General features: G+C 62.1%; 15 protein-coding genes and 1 rRNA gene. 10 read left to right on the forward strand and 6 right to left on the reverse strand.

Features of this window, described 5'->3' with window-relative positions; all coding sequences use genetic code 11:
- Both ACQ4W4_RS26495 and ACQ4W4_RS26500 read right to left on the reverse strand, forming a co-directional pair.
- Positions 1–107: ribosomal RNA gene (locus ACQ4W4_RS26495) — 16S ribosomal RNA — on the reverse strand; the annotation flags it as partial.
- Between the two features lie 407 nt (positions 108–514).
- Complete coding sequence (locus ACQ4W4_RS26500; RefSeq protein ID WP_436544502.1) at positions 515–1,291, reverse strand: enoyl-CoA hydratase; 777 nt, start codon at positions 1,289–1,291, stop codon at positions 515–517.
- Positions 1,292–1,476: 185 nt separating this feature from the next.
- Between ACQ4W4_RS26500 and ACQ4W4_RS26505 the strand changes: the two genes are divergently transcribed.
- Both ACQ4W4_RS26505 and ACQ4W4_RS26510 read left to right on the forward strand, forming a co-directional pair.
- Positions 1,477–2,670: an MFS transporter gene (locus ACQ4W4_RS26505; protein ID WP_436544538.1), complete on the forward strand. Its 1,194-nt coding sequence runs from the start codon at positions 1,477–1,479 to the stop codon at positions 2,668–2,670.
- Between the two features lie 137 nt (positions 2,671–2,807).
- Positions 2,808–3,245, forward strand: a complete 438-nt coding sequence (locus tag ACQ4W4_RS26510) for a universal stress protein (protein WP_131689922.1) — start codon at positions 2,808–2,810, stop codon at positions 3,243–3,245.
- A 40-nt stretch (positions 3,246–3,285) separates the two neighbouring features.
- On the opposite strand, the gene mltA is transcribed toward ACQ4W4_RS26510, so the two are convergent.
- Positions 3,286–4,554, reverse strand: coding sequence for a murein transglycosylase A (gene mltA, locus ACQ4W4_RS26515; RefSeq protein ID WP_495542795.1), 1,269 nt, complete (start codon positions 4,552–4,554; stop codon positions 3,286–3,288).
- Between the two features lie 10 nt (positions 4,555–4,564).
- Between mltA and ACQ4W4_RS26520 the strand changes: the two genes are divergently transcribed.
- Positions 4,565–4,711: a hypothetical protein gene (locus ACQ4W4_RS26520; RefSeq protein WP_165829277.1), complete on the forward strand. Its 147-nt coding sequence runs from the start codon at positions 4,565–4,567 to the stop codon at positions 4,709–4,711.
- Between the two features lie 23 nt (positions 4,712–4,734).
- On the opposite strand, the gene apaG is transcribed toward ACQ4W4_RS26520, so the two are convergent.
- A complete protein-coding gene (gene apaG, locus ACQ4W4_RS26525) occupies positions 4,735–5,109 on the reverse strand; it encodes a Co2+/Mg2+ efflux facilitator ApaG/CorD (protein ID WP_070223779.1) in 375 nt (124 codons plus the stop codon).
- A 167-nt stretch (positions 5,110–5,276) separates the two neighbouring features.
- Here apaG and rpe point away from each other — a divergent pair, with 167 nt between their 5' ends.
- From rpe to ACQ4W4_RS26560, 7 genes are all read left to right on the forward strand, one after another.
- Complete coding sequence (gene rpe, locus ACQ4W4_RS26530) at positions 5,277–5,951, forward strand: ribulose-phosphate 3-epimerase (protein ID WP_070254125.1); 675 nt, start codon at positions 5,277–5,279, stop codon at positions 5,949–5,951.
- Positions 5,951–6,667 (forward strand): phosphoglycolate phosphatase, encoded by a 717-nt coding sequence (locus ACQ4W4_RS26535; protein WP_436544504.1) that lies wholly within the window; start codon positions 5,951–5,953, stop codon positions 6,665–6,667. The genes rpe and ACQ4W4_RS26535 overlap by 1 nt, the downstream gene beginning before the upstream one ends.
- 235 nt (positions 6,668–6,902) lie before the next feature.
- Entirely contained in the window at positions 6,903–8,399 is a 1,497-nt protein-coding gene (gene trpE, locus ACQ4W4_RS26540; protein ID WP_058048880.1) for an anthranilate synthase component I, read from the forward strand.
- A gap of 1 nt (position 8,400) precedes the next feature.
- Positions 8,401–8,964 carry an aminodeoxychorismate/anthranilate synthase component II gene (locus tag ACQ4W4_RS26545; RefSeq protein ID WP_035824429.1) on the forward strand — a complete coding sequence of 188 codons (564 nt, stop codon included), beginning with the start codon at positions 8,401–8,403 and terminating at the stop codon, positions 8,962–8,964.
- Positions 8,965–9,029: 65 nt separating this feature from the next.
- Complete coding sequence (trpD, locus tag ACQ4W4_RS26550) at positions 9,030–10,073, forward strand: anthranilate phosphoribosyltransferase (RefSeq protein WP_436544505.1); 1,044 nt, start codon at positions 9,030–9,032, stop codon at positions 10,071–10,073.
- Positions 10,074–10,107: 34 nt separating this feature from the next.
- Positions 10,108–10,908 carry an indole-3-glycerol phosphate synthase TrpC gene (trpC, locus tag ACQ4W4_RS26555; protein WP_326457948.1) on the forward strand — a complete coding sequence of 267 codons (801 nt, stop codon included), beginning with the start codon at positions 10,108–10,110 and terminating at the stop codon, positions 10,906–10,908.
- Positions 10,909–10,928: 20 nt separating this feature from the next.
- Positions 10,929–11,387, forward strand: coding sequence for a hypothetical protein (locus ACQ4W4_RS26560; protein ID WP_436544506.1), 459 nt, complete (start codon positions 10,929–10,931; stop codon positions 11,385–11,387).
- Here ACQ4W4_RS26560 and ACQ4W4_RS26565 read toward each other — a convergent pair.
- Together ACQ4W4_RS26565 and ACQ4W4_RS26570 are read right to left on the reverse strand one after the other, a co-directional pair.
- Positions 11,338–12,507, reverse strand: a complete 1,170-nt coding sequence (locus ACQ4W4_RS26565) for a GGDEF domain-containing protein (RefSeq protein ID WP_436544507.1) — start codon at positions 12,505–12,507, stop codon at positions 11,338–11,340. The genes ACQ4W4_RS26560 and ACQ4W4_RS26565 overlap by 50 nt on opposite strands.
- Before the next feature lie 221 nt (positions 12,508–12,728).
- On the reverse strand, positions 12,729–14,549 hold the full coding sequence (locus ACQ4W4_RS26570; RefSeq protein WP_436544508.1) for a M61 family metallopeptidase: 1,821 nt from the start codon (positions 14,547–14,549) through the stop codon (positions 12,729–12,731).
- Positions 14,550–14,582 lie beyond the last annotated feature (33 nt).

Raw genomic sequence — 14,582 nt, forward strand, 5'->3', positions numbered from 1 at the left:
CCCGTTCGCCACTCGCCACCAGAGCAAGCTCCGTGCTGCCGTTCGACTTGCATGTGTAAGGCATGCCGCCAGCGTTCAATCTGAGCCAGGATCAAACTCTTCAGTTTAATCTCTGTTTAATGTCATTTCTGACAGGTCGGACAGTATCACTACCATCCAAATCTTTTGCATTGCAAAAGATTTGCTCACTCAAAAAACTGACAGGCCACTACTTGCGTAGCGCCTATTTCATTATTTCTTGTGAACATTTGATATTTTAAGTTAGACGCCAATCCGAAGATTGACGCTGCACTGACATCAAATGCCCACACTTATCGACTGTTAATTGTTAAAGAACTGTATTCGGTACTGCTCTCGCGCTATCGACAAAGCGTTGTGTTTGTCAGCTGCGAAGAAGGAAGAGTATGAAGCATTTCAGCACAATCGTCAACACCTTCTTTTCTACTACCCAGCCCCTGAAGGCCGTCCCCTTTGCGCCGCAAACTAGTGCGTCTCATCGGGGAGGCGAATCATATCAAAGACCGCCGAAGTTTGGCAAGCGCTTTTCCAGGAAAGCGTGCATGCCTTCTTTTTGTGCAGGCGTGCCGAAGGCGGCCTGGAACAAGCGGCGTTCATAGGCGACGCCATCGGTCAGGGTCGTTTCAAAGGCGCGGTTGACGCAATCCTTGATCATCATGGCAACCGAGGTCGGCATGGCGGCGATGGTCCTGGCGGCAGCCAGGGTTTCTTCCAACAATTTATCGGCGGGGACCACGCGCGATACCAGGCCGATGCGTTCCGCTTCCAGCGCATCGATGGTGCGCGCCGTCAACAGCAGATCCATGGCCTTGGCCTTGCCGATGGCGCGCGGCAAGCGCTGCGTACCGCCCGCGCCTGGCGTGACGCCAACCTTGATTTCCGGCTGGCCGAATTTGGCGCTGTCGGCGGCGATCAGGAAATCGCACATCATGGCCAGTTCGCAACCGCCACCAAGCGCATAGCCCGCCACTGCGCCCACCACGGGCTTGCGCACGCGCAAGATATGCTCCCAGTTGCGGCTGATGTAGCCCTGGGTAAAGGTATCGGGATACGTGTAATCGGCCATGGCGGCGATGTCGGCGCCGGCGGCAAAGGCTTTTTCGCTGCCCGTGAGCACGATACAGCCGATATTCTCGTCGGCGTCGAACTTCAGCAGAGCGTCGCCCAGCTCATTCATCATGTTGTCGTTCAAGGCGTTCAAGGCCTTGGGGCGGTTCAGGCGGATGACCGCCACTTTGTCCTGGATGTCGATGATCAGGTCTTCGTATTGCATAGTGTCTCCTCTCGATGAACGGTGCAACGATTGTAGCGGCTAACGGCAGCGGCGCGGCAGGTGCGCTGCTATTATTGTGAGCCTGATCATTTTTTATCGAGCAGCGTATTTTCTCCTCCCTCATCCAGTACTGTGCCCGCTACCTGCGCGGCGATGGCAGCGCCGCCAGCGTCAATTTTCGCCGCCTGTGGTTCAGCAACGGCCTCAATTGCTTCGGCGCCCAGATCACCTCGCTGGCCCTGCCCCTGTGCGCGGTGCTGTTATTGCATGCGACGCCGGAGCAGATGGGCGTGCTGGTCGCCTTGCAGGCGCTGCCGTTCGCCCTCTTCGGTTTGCCTGTCGGCGTGTTGCTGGACCGGCGCAGCAAGCACCCGATCATGCTGTTCAGCGAAAGCATGTCGGGCCTGGCCCTGGCCAGCGTGGCCGTGGCCTACTGGTGCGGCGTGCTGTCGATGCCGTGGTTATATATAGTGGGGTTCATCATCGGCACGGGCTTTGTCGTCGGCGGCGGCGCCGAGCAGGTATTTCTGACTTTCCTGGTGGGCCGCGATGGCTTGATCGATGCGCAATCGAAATTTGCCGCCACGGAATCGGCGTCGCGCCTGATCGGTCCCGGCCTGGCCGGCGTGCTGGTGCAAGTGCTGTCGGCGCCCGTCGCCATCCTGTGCACGGCGTGCGGCTATCTGATTTCCGTCTTCAACTTGCGTGCCATGAGCGTGCGCGACCCGCGACCGGCCCCCTCCGACAAGCACGCCTTGCGCGACATCGCCGACGGCCTGCTGTTCGTGTGGCGCGAACCGCTGCTGCGCGCGCTGGCCTGGGGCGCCGGCATCTGGCACTTCCTGTTTTATGCCAGCATGGCCTTGACGGTGCTGTTCGCCACGCGCGACCTGGGCATGAGCCCTGGCGTGCTGGGCATGACGCAGATGCTGGGTGGCGCCGGCGTGCTGCTCAGCGCCTTCATCGTCAAGCCGCTGACGGAGCGCTATGGCGCCGGCCGCACCATCCTGATCGGCCTGGCATCGACCTCGCTCTGTTTTGCCCTGACACCGACGATCCCGGCAGCACTGTTCGGCAGCGCGGCCGCCAGCGCCGTGGCGTATGCCATATTGATGTTCTTTTTCGATTGCGGCGTGATGCTGTTCTTTATTCCTTACCTGGGCTTGCGCCAGAAGGTCACGCCCGATCCCATGCTGGGCCGCATGACGTCGACCATGCGCTTCCTGACGGTGGCGACCGCGCCGCTGGGCGCGCTGGCCGCCGGTTGGATAGCGGAACATTTTGGCGTGCGCAATGGCCTGGCCTGCATCGCGGCAGGCAGCATTGTGTTGACGGTCGCCATGGTATGGGGCACGCCGCTGCGTAGCGTGCGCACCTGAAGCGATGAACGGGCATACACTGGTGAAAGATTGCTTTGGCGACACTATTCATGCCAAAGCCTGTGAGGTTTGATTTATATCAAGGTTTTAATTGATGTAAATCCATAAGCTGTCTTACATCACTTGAGGAGCACGCTATGTTTAACACCATCTTATTTCCCACCGACGGCTCGCCGTTGTCCGACAAAGCCGCCGAGACCGCCCTCGCCTTCGCCCAACTGAACAAGGCCAAGCTGGTCGCCATCAGCGTGGTGCAGCCCTTCCCGTTCTCGCCGATGGCCGACGGCGGCATCGTGCTCGACGCCAGCCTGTATGAACAGCAGATGCAGGAAGCGTCGCAACGCGCCATCGACAAGATCGGCGCAGCGGCGCGCGCCGCCGGCGTGCCTTTCGAAGGCGTGGTGGCAGTGTCACCGAGCCCGCACGATGAAATCGTCAATGCGGCGCAAACCCACCATTGCGACATCATCCTGATGGCCTCGCATGGCCGCAAGGGCTTGAACAAGTTGTTCGTGGGCAGCGAAACGCAAAAAGTGCTGGCTCATACTCACCTGCCAGTCATGGTCCTGCGCTAACCTTGCGCTAGCGCAATCCCCGCCCGGCGCCGCGAGAAACTCAGCGCGCCGGCGCCTGCTTCGGCAGCAATACCCACACGGCGCCGCTCTGCTTCATGCGGCCCGCATTCTCGGCCGCTTCCGCGCCAAAGCCAAAGAAATAATCGACCCGGATCGGCCCGCGAATGGCGCCGCCCGTATCCTGCGCCATCACCAGGCGCTGCATGGGAATTTCGCTGTTGGCTTGCGTGGTGGACAGGAACACGGGCGCGCCGAGCGGCAGGAAGCGCGAATCGATGGCCACCGAGCGCTGCGGCGTCAGCGGCACGCCCAGCGCCCCCTTCGGCCCCACTTTCGGATCGGGCAGGCGCTCTTCCTTGAAGAACACATAGCTCGGATTGGCGTTGAACAGTTCATCCTTGCGCGTGGGATGGCCGGCGATCCACGCCTTGATGCCTTGCGCGGACGCCTGGCTCAACGTCAGCTCGCCCTTGTCGACCAGGTAGCGGCCGATCGATTTATACGGATGACCATTCTGATCCGCGTACGCCACGCGTACGGTTTCCTGCGTATCGGTCAGCTGCACGCGCCCGGAACCCTGCACTTGCAGGAAGAACGCCTCGACTTCGTCATCCACCCACAGCAATTCCTTGCCCGTGACGGACGTGGCGCGCTCGATGTCGGCGCGGGTCGCGTACGGTATCACCTTCTTGCCGACCAGCTTGCCCCGCAAGCGCATATTCTTCAGTTCCGGATACACGCCGGCCAGGTCGACCGAGACCAGATCGTCGGGCACCTTGTACAGCGGTGTCTGGTACGGGCCGCCGCGCTTGCGCGCGCCGTGCAACAGCGGCTCGTAATAGCCGGTGACGAGGCCCGTGCTGACGCCATCGGCGGTGACGACTTGATTGGGCACAAAGAAGGTCTCGAAAAACAGGCGAATGGCCTTGTCGCTGTCGGCATTGACCTGGCGCGCGATCGTGCACGATTCCTTCCAGTCCGGACGCTTCACCAGCACGCCGCACGAAGCCATGAAGGCGGGCCAGGCGGCGCGCATGTCGTCGCGGGCCCAGCCGGGCAAGGCGGCAAACTTGGCGGGCACGAAAGTAGGAGCAGCCACATCCGTGGCCTCCTTGGCGTCGGCCGGCTTGGCCGGCACTGGCTTGACGACGGTCGGCGCGATGGGCGGCGCCTTGCCGCCGGCGGCGGTCGGTGGCGCGGATGGCGTGGTACAGGCGGAAAGCGCAAGCGCGACGACGCCGATGGAAACGGGTAGACTACCGCGTGTCAACAGACGGCGGGTAAATACTAAGCTGCGGGTAAATAACATAGGGGTGCGTATGTGGATCTTGATGATAGAGGCGCTGGTGGCGTTCTTCTTGCTGGCATTTATAGTCTGGTGGACCATGTATTCGGGTAAAAAACCCGCACCGCCGGCACGCAAGCAGCTCGGCGAAGAACAGGACAGCACCGAAAAACTGAAATAAGGGGGCAAGCCCCCGGCGTTGCGTCAATGCAGCGTGCGCGGCACCGACAGCACGAACTCGGGAATCAAAGCTTCAAACTGATGGCCGTCTTCGGCCACGCAAAAGTATTCGCCGCGCATCGAGCCTTGCGGCGTACCCAGCATGGTGCCGCTTGTGTATTCGAACTGTTCGCCCGGCTGCAGCAGCGGCTGGTGGCCGACGGCGCCCAGACCGCGCACCTCTTCCACCTTGTTGTTCGCATCCGTGATAAGCCAGTGGCGCGAAATCAGTTGCGCGCCAGCCGTGCCCGTGTTGACGACGCGGATCGTGTAGCTGAACACGTGCCGCCCCTGGTCCGGTGCCGATTGTTCGGGCAGATATTGCGTTTTGACCGTTACCGTAAATTCATAAGTCGCCATCGTCATTCCTATTCAGACATTGCCAGTCGTATTGTGTGTCGCGCGCGACGCATTGGGCATCGCGCGACGCGTATTCTGTGTTTCACGGTCCTTCAATGAAGCATGGTACCGGCGTCAAGCGTAAAATAGCGCATCTTCGCATTTTCTACTCTCAGCCTTTAGCCACCATGACAACATTCCGTATCGCTCCCAGCATCCTGTCCGCCGACTTTGCCCGCCTGGGCGAGGAAGTGCGCAACGTCGTTACCGCCGGCGCCGACATCATCCACTTCGACGTGATGGATAACCATTATGTGCCGAACCTGACCATCGGCCCGCTGGTGTGCGAAGCGATCCGCCCGCACGTGCAAGTGCCCATCGATGTGCACCTGATGGTCAAGCCTGTCGATCGCATTATCCCGGATTTCGCCAAGGCTGGCGCGAACATCATCACCTTTCACCCGGAAGCGTCGGATCACGTCGACCGTTCCTTGCAGCTGATCCGCGACAATGGCTGCAAATCGGGCCTGGTCTTCAACCCGGGCACGCCGCTGCACTACCTGGAACACGTGATGGACAAGATCGACATCATCCTGATCATGTCGGTCAACCCGGGCTTCGGCGGCCAGTCCTTCATCCCGCAAGCGCTGAAGAAAATCGCCGAAGCGCGTCGCATGATCGACGAGTCGGGCCGTGACATCATGCTGGAAGTCGATGGCGGCATCAAGATCGACAACATCGCCGCCGCCGCCGCCGCCGGCGCCGACACCTTCGTCGCCGGCTCGGCCATCTTCGGCAAGCCCGACTACAAGGCCGTCATCGACGCCATGCGCGCCGAGCTGGCAACCGTCAAGGGCGCCTGATGCAGGCGGGCACGGTGAAAGACCACGTACTGGCCGGCGTGCGCGCCGCCATCATCGACCTCGATGGCACGATGCTCGACACCGTGCCCGATTTTCATGTCGCCATCAACGGCATGCGCGCCGAACTGGACCTGGCGCCCATCAGCGCCGAGGCCATCAAGCTGATGGTGGGCAAAGGCTCGGAAAACCTGATCCGCACCGTGCTGGCGCTCGACTTCGATGCAACCGGCGTGGAACAGCATTTCGAGCAGGCAATGGAGGGCTACCAGCGCCACTATCTGACCATCAATGGCCAGTTCAGCACCCTGTACCCGGACGTGGAAGCGGGGCTGGCGGCAATGAAGGCGGCAGGCTTGCGCCTGGCCTGCGTCACCAACAAGCCGATCGCCTTCGCCCTGCCCCTGCTGCAGCAGAAAAAACTCGACGGCTATTTCGAGATCGTCTACGGCGGCGATTCGCTGCCGAGGAAGAAACCTGACCCGATGCCGCTGCTGCAAGTATGCGCAGACTTCGACCTGGCGCCCTCCAGAGTGGTGGCCATCGGCGACTCCTCGAGCGACGCGCAAGCGGCCAGGGCTGCGGCTTGCCCCGTATTGACCGTACCGTATGGCTACAACCACGGACACTCTATACACGAGACCGATTCCGATGGTATAGTAAATACGCTGCTCGAAGCGGCCCATTTCATAAGCATGCAAAACAGACCAGCATACTGACCAACATCGTGAACACGTTTCTCATCAAAAAACACAACGTCACCCAAACCGGCTCGATTGAGGCCTGGCTTTGGCGACGCTGGCAATCCTGGCAGGCCTAAGGGCCGAGCCGTGTAAGATTGCTGTCGGCGGCACGCGCGCATTTGCGTATTGTATGCACCGGCAGGTTTTTTGATAACCCACCGCAGGGTTTGTGCATCGCGCACACTTGTACCCTGGCGGCATGGAGAGACACATGACCGAACTCGAATTCAAATCGCTGGGCCAGCAAGGCTACAACCGCATCCCCCTGATCGCGGAAGCCTTCGCCGACCTGGAAACCCCGCTCACGCTGTACCTGAAACTGGCCCAGACCCAGCAAGGCGGCAAGAATACCTTTTTGCTCGAATCCGTCGTCGGCGGCGAACGCTTCGGCCGCTACTCCTTCATCGGCTTGCCCGCCACGACGGTGTTGCGCAGCTACGGCAGCCACACGGAAATCGTCAAGAACGGCGTCGTGATCGAAGAGCACGAAGGCAATCCGCTCGACTTCATCGAACAGTACCAATCGCGCTTCAAGGTGGCCCTGCGTCCAGGCATGCCGCGCTTCTGCGGCGGCCTGGCCGGCTACTTCGGCTACGACACCGTGCGCCACATCGAGAAAAAGCTGGCCGGCGGCGCGCCGAAAGACGACCTGAACCTGCCTGACATCCAGCTGATGGTGACGGAGGAACTGGCCGTCATCGACAACCTGTCCGGCAAGCTCTATCTGATCGTCTACGCCGACACGGCGCAGCCCGAGTCGTTCAGCAAAGCGCGCCAGCGCCTGAAGGACTTGCGCATGATGCTGCGCCGCGGCGTCGATGCCCCCGTCACCAGCGCTTCCGTGCGCACGGAAACCATCCGCGATTTTGCCAAGGAAGACTACCTGAAGGCCGTCGCCAAGGCGCACGAGTACGTGATGGCCGGCGACCTGATGCAGGTGCAGATCGGCCAGCGCATCCGCAAGCCGTATGTTGACTCGCCGCTGACCCTGTACCGCGCCCTGCGTTCGCTGAACCCGTCGCCGTATATGTACTTCTATAATTTCGGCGACATGCAGATTATCGGCGCCTCGCCCGAAATCCTGGTGCGCAACGAGAATACGGCCGACGGCGGCAAGAAAGTGACCCTGCGCCCCATCGCCGGCACGCGTCCGCGCGGCGCCACGCCGGAACGCGATGCGGAATTGTCGGCAGAGCTGCTGGCGGACCCGAAAGAGATCGCCGAGCACGTGATGCTGATCGACCTGGCGCGCAACGACATCGGCCGCATCGCCGAAACAGGCAGCGTGCACGTCACCGACCGCATGGTCATCGAAAAATACTCGCACGTGCAGCACATCGTCTCGAACGTGGAAGGCACCTTGAAGAAAGGCTTGTCGAACCTGGACGTGCTGCGCGCGACCTTCCCGGCCGGCACCCTGACGGGCGCGCCGAAAGTGCGCGCCATGGAAGTGATCGACGAACTGGAAATCACCAAACGCGGCATCTACGGCGGCGCCTGCGGCTACCTGTCGTTTGGCGGCGAAATGGACGTGGCGATTGCGATTCGCACGGGCGTGATCAAGGACGGCATGCTGTACGTGCAGGCCGCAGCCGGCATCGTGGCCGATTCGGTCCTCGAAATGGAATGGCAGGAAACCGAAAACAAGGCGCGCGCCGTATTGCGCGCCGCCGAACAAGTGCAAGATGGCCTGGATGGGGAGTTTTAAGATGCTGCTGATGATCGACAACTACGACTCCTTCACCTATAACATCGTGCAGTATTTCGGTGAGCTGGGCGAAGACGTGCGGGTATACCGCAACGATGAAATCACGATCGAACAGATCGAGGCGCTGAACCCGGACCGCATCTGCATCTCACCCGGCCCGAAAGCGCCGGCGCAGGCGGGCATTTCGGTGGAAGTGCTCAAGCACTTCGCCGGCAAGAAACCGATACTGGGCGTGTGCCTGGGCCACCAGGCCATCGGCGAAGCGTTTGGCGGCAAGGTCATCCGCGCCAAGCAGGTCATGCATGGCAAGACTTCCCTCATCGCGCATACGGGCGTGGGCGTCTTCAAGGACATCCCCAGCCCCTTCACAGTGATCCGCTACCACTCCTTGGCGATCGAACGCGCCTCGCTGCCTTCCTGCCTGGAAGTGACGGCGTGGACGGACGACGGCGAAATCATGGGCGTGCGCCACCGGGAATACGATATCGAGGGCGTGCAGTTCCACCCCGAATCGATCCTCTCGGAGCACGGCCACGCCCTGCTGAAGAATTTCCTCGAGCGCTGATTCCCTGCGCACGCCCCGGCGTGCCATCAGTGTCCTCCTGCGCCATCATTGAAGAAGGAAGCATCATGCCGATCACCCCACAAGAAGCCCTGCTGCGCTGCATCGAACACCGCGAGATCTTTCACGACGAAATGCTGTACCTGTTCCGCCAGATCATGTCCGGCGAAATGTCGCCCACCATGATCGCGGCCCTGACCATGGGCTTGCGCGTGAAAAAGGAAACCATCGGCGAAATCGCCGCCGCCGCGCAGGTGATGCGCGAGTTTTCCACCAAGGTGCCCATGGCCGACACCACCAACCTGCTCGACATCGTCGGCACGGGCGGCGACGGCGCGCACACATTCAATATTTCCACAGCCTCGATGTTCGTGGCGGCGGCAGCGGGCGCCCGCGTGGCCAAGCACGGCGGGCGCAGCGTGTCGTCCTCGTCCGGCAGCGCCGACGTGCTCGACTCCCTGGGCGTCAACATCAACCTGCAGCCCGAACAGATCGCCCAGTCGATCGCACAGACAGGCATCGGCTTCATGTACGCACCGAACCACCATGCGGCCATGAAGCATGCGGCGCCCGTGCGCCGCGAACTGGGCGTGCGCACGATCTTCAATATTTTGGGACCGCTGACGAATCCCGCCGGCGCGCCGAACATCCTGATGGGCGTGTTCCACGCCGACCTGGTCGGCATCCAGGTGCGCGTGCTGCAGCGCCTGGGCGCGCAGCATGCGATCGTCGTGTATGGCCGCGACAATATGGATGAAGTGTCGCTGGGCGCGGCCACCATGGTCGGTGAACTGGTCAACGGCGAAATCCGCGAATATGAAATCCATCCGGAAGACTTCGGCATGTCGATGATCGCCAGCCGCAACCTGAAGGTGGCCGATTCCGTCGAATCGAAAGCGAAGATGATGGAAGCGCTGCGCGGCGAGCCCGGTGCGGCCGCCGATATCGTCGCCCTGAATGCGGGCACGGCGCTGTACGCGGCCGGCGTGGCCAGCTCGATCGAAGACGGCCTGGCGCGTGCGCGCACCGCCGTCAGTTCGGGCGCCGCGCTGGCAAAACTCGACCAGTTCGTGCAGGTCACGCAGCAGCTGGGCACCCCGCCGCAAGCGTAAGCCCTCCGCCCTCCTTGATAGAATAGCGACCATCATGTCCGACATACTCGATAAAATCCTGGCCGTAAAAGCCGACGAAGTGGCCAAGGCCAAAGCCCGCCGCAGCCTGGCCAGCCTGCGCGGCGACGTGGAAAGCGACAGCGCCCTGCGTGCAGGCCTGCGCGGCTTTGAAGCCAGCCTGCGCCAGCACATCGCCGCCGGCAAGCCCGGCATCATCGCCGAAGTGAAAAAGGCGTCACCGTCGAAAGGCGTGATCCGCGCCGACTTTCGCCCGGCCGACATCGCCGCCAGCTATGCGGCGCATGGCGCGGCCTGCCTGTCCGTGCTGACGGACGAACAGTTCTTCCAGGGCTGCGTGGATTACCTGCAGCAGGCGCGCGCCGCCTGCGCCATTCCCGTGCTGCGCAAGGATTTCATGGTCGACATGTACCAGATCTATGAAGCGCGCGCCATGGGCGCCGACTGCATCCTCCTGATCGTCGCGGCGCTCGACCATGGCCTGATGGCCGAGATGGAAGCATGCGCCCACGAACTGGGCATGGGCGTGCTGATCGAAAGCCATGACGGCGAAGAACTGACGGCGGCATTGAAACTCAAGAGCGCGCTGATCGGCATCAACAACCGCAACCTGCGCACCTTCGAGACCTCGCTCGACACGACCATCAATCTCTTGCCGCGCATCCCGCAAGACAAATTGATCATCACGGAATCGGGCATCCATAGCACGGCCGACGTGCAACGCATGCGCGATGCGCACATCCACAGCTTCCTGGTGGGCGAAGCGTTCATGCGCGCGCCAGACCCCGGCGTGGAGCTGGAACGCCTGTTCAGCTAAACCATGGTAGTCTGGCAGACATGAGACACGCGATCATCGTCCTTGCCACTGCCGCCCTGCTGTCGGCTTGCCAGACTGCGCCCCCGCCAGCGGTGCGCACGCCCACGCCCCCTCGCACGCCGGCCGCGATACAGCTCGCCGCCAGCATCGACGCCTACAAGGCGCTGGTGGCGCAGCAGATCATGGCGGCCAACGGGGAATACACGTTCAGCGGGCGCCTGCCGCCCATGCTGCCGGCCATCGTCGTGCTCGACCTGAGCGTGGGTCCCGATGGCGAACTGAAAAGCGTGCACGTTCACCGTTCGCGCGACAGCGAAGCATCGGCCGCCGCGCTGGCCGCCGTGCGGCGCGTGCAGGTCCTCTTTCCGCCGGCGGCACACCTGATGCGCCGCCACGCCAGGACCTTCGATTTCTCCGAAACTTTCCTCTTCAACGACCAGTACCGCTTCCAGCTGCGGACATTGTCCGGTCCACAGTAAACGCGGCGGTATCGAGTTCGATGCGGTCGCGTCCCCGCTCCTTGGCCAGGTAGAGGGCCGCATCGGCGCGCGACAGCAACTGTTCCAGTCCTTCCACCACCGATGCCTGGCAAGCGACGCCGATGCTGACCGTACACGGTGGCAGTCCTGCATGACTGGGCTCGCGCAGCAAGGCACGGATGCGTTCGGCCACGCCCAGCGCGTCATGCACCGGCATGTCCGGCATCAGCACGACGAACTCCTCGCCGCCGAAACGCGCCACGCAATCCGTTTCGCGCAGGGCGCCTTTGACAACGGTGGCCACATGCGCCAATACCTGGTCGCCCACCGCGTGACCGTAACGGTCATTGATCGATTTGAAGTAATCGAGGTCGATGCTGAGCAGTGTCAGCGGCAAACGGCGGCGGCGCAAATTGCCTATCTCGCGCGCATAGGCGTCGCCAAAGCCGCGCCGGTTCAGCACCTGCGTGAGCGGATCGTGGGTCGAGCGGCGCTCCAGTATCTGCTGCAGGCGCCGCGTCGCCACCGTCATGAAGCCCACCGTCAGCAGCAGCGCCATGAAATTGGCAACCGCCAGATAGATGCCGGCCGGCGTGCCGGCCACCGTCAGATTCACGCTGGCGCCGCCATGCAGCAAGGCCGCCACGCCGCGCGCCAGCACCACGACGGCTTGCAGCAGCATCAGCGCGCCAAAGAAAAAACTCGAGAAATGGCGTTCGCCATGGCGCCACACCAGTTGCACCTGCCGCGCATAAAACAGGAAGACCAGCAGGGAGAAGAGCGCCACGCGCGCCGAGAAGTCGGGGCGCGCCAGCAGCCACCAGCAATTGCCGGCGATGGCAAGGGCAAGTATCAGCAGATAGGCGCGGCGGCTGGGCGCCAGGCCAAAGAATGTCTCCGTGCCCAGCATCGACAGGCCGATGCCGGCCACCAGCGCCGCATTGGCCGCGATTATGGACAGTGCCGGCGGCAGCACTTCGCGGGTGCCGAACAGCAGGGACGCGCACACGAGCAGCAGCAAACCTGCCGCCCAATGTCCGAGGCCATGCACCTCGCGCCGGAAACTGCGGTACACCGAGAACATGACGATGCTCATCGCCCCGCACATCAGGGTCGTCATCAGCATAATCGTTCGAGGATCGAGGGTTTGCACGTTGGGCGCGGTCGAAAAGAATCAGTTCGGCAATTTTAGTTTAGTTAAAGAAAAATTAGTTCATTTACAGTAAATATGATGGCAATCCACCAATACCGGCGGATAAATTGCATTTGAGAAATTACTGCTTGAAATAAAAAACCGGCCAATGACGGCCGGTTTTCTGTCTTACAGCATGACAAACAGCATCATGCGGCGCTAGGACGCTTCGGTCCCGTGGCTTTCTTTGGCGCCGGCAGCAGGGTCAAGCTGACACCCGGCACGCGGTCGCCCTGCAGCACGGCGGTGAATGTCATCAGCTCGTCGCGGCGGAAGGCGTGAATGGCCACCGTGGCGCCGACGGCATAGCGGCCCAGCAAGGTATCGAGGTTGGCCGGGTTGCCCGTCACGCGCAAGCCGTCGACGGCGACCAGCACGTCGCCCGCCGACAGGCCGGCCACGTGGGCGGCGCCGCCCTGGTGCACCTGCGCCAGTTTGGCGTCATTGCCGTCGCGGCCCAGGTTGACGTCCAGGCTGGCTTTTTCCGCCTTGCGCGCGTCGCTGTATTTCACGCCGAACGGCGCCAGCAGGCGCGCCAGCGGCACGTCGTCCGTGCCGCGGATGTAGCGCTCGAAGAAAGGCTTCATGCGCGTGCCGGAAACCTCGTCGAACAGGGCTTCGACTTCGGCCGGCGTCACGCCGCGGCCTTTGCCTTCTCCCTTGCCCTTGTAGAAATCGCGGCCATAGCGCTGCCACAGCGCCTGCATCACGTCGTCCAGCGACTTTGCGTCATGCGTCTTGGTGCGGATCGTCAGGTCGAAAGCCAGCGCGATCAGCGAACCCTTGGTGTAGTAGCTGACGATGGCGTTCGGCGCGTTTTCATCCTGGCGGTAGTACTTGCCCCAGGCGTCGAAGCTGGAATCGGCCACGCTTTGCTTGGTGCGGCCGCTGCCGCGCAGGACGCTGTTGACAGTCTTGCCCAGCAATTTGAAATAGGCCGCTTCGTCGATCAGGCCCGCGCGCACCAGCATCAGGTCGTCGTAATAGCTGGTAAAGCCTTCGAACAGCCACAGCAGCGGCGAATAGCTTTCCGCCTGCAGGTTGTACGGCGCGAAGGCGGCCGGCTTGATGCGCTTGACGTTCCAGGTATGGAAGTACTCGTGGCTGCACAGGCCCAGGAATTTCAGGTAGCCGTCGCCGATCTCGGTGCTGCTTGATGCCGTCGTCGGCAGGTCGGCGCGCGCGCAAATCAGCGCCGTCGAGGCGCGGTGTTCCAGGCCGCCGTAACCGTCGCCGACGGCCATGGTCATGAATACATAGCGGTCCATCGGCGCCTTTTTCGTCTTCGGCTCGAAGAAGGCGATCTGCGTTTCGCAGATGGCTTTCAGGTCGCGGCACAAATGGCCAAGGTCCAGGTTCGGCACCTTGCCGGTGACGACGATATCGTGCGGCACGCCATATGCGGTGAAGGTGGCCAGCGCGAAGTCGCCCATTTCCACCGGGTGGTCGATCAGCTCATCGTAGTTGGCTGCCTGGTAGCTGCCGAAACCGTAGCGCTTGGCCTTGAGTTCCGGCAGGGTGGTGGCCACGCGCCAGGTCTTGCAGGCGGCATCCTTGGGCTGCACGATATGCACTTCATGGGCGTCGGATTCCTGGCCCAGCACGCGCAAAAACACGCTGGTGCCGTTGAAGAAGCCGTGATTCTGGTCCAGGTGGGCGGCGCGCACGGACAGATCCCAGGCATACACGTCGTATTCGACCGTCAACGGGCCCTGGCACGGCGCGGCTTGCCACGAATGCTTGTCCAGTTTGCTCAGCGCCACGGCCCTGCCTTCGGACTCGGCGCGGATGCTGACGATGTTGCGCGAAAATTCGCGGATCATGTAGCTGCCCGGGATCCAGGCCGGCAAGGACAGTACCTGGCCGATGGCGGCCGGCGACTTGACGGTCAACGTCACCTTGAACATGTGGCCGGCCAGATCAGCGGCGGCGATGCTGTAGACGATGCCGGCGGCCGGTGCGGTTTTCACTGCGGTTTTCGCCGCGGCTTTGCTTGTGGCTTT

This window comes from Janthinobacterium glycogeni (assembly GCF_051380725.1).
Lineage (GTDB): Bacteria > Pseudomonadota > Gammaproteobacteria > Burkholderiales > Burkholderiaceae_D > Janthinobacterium.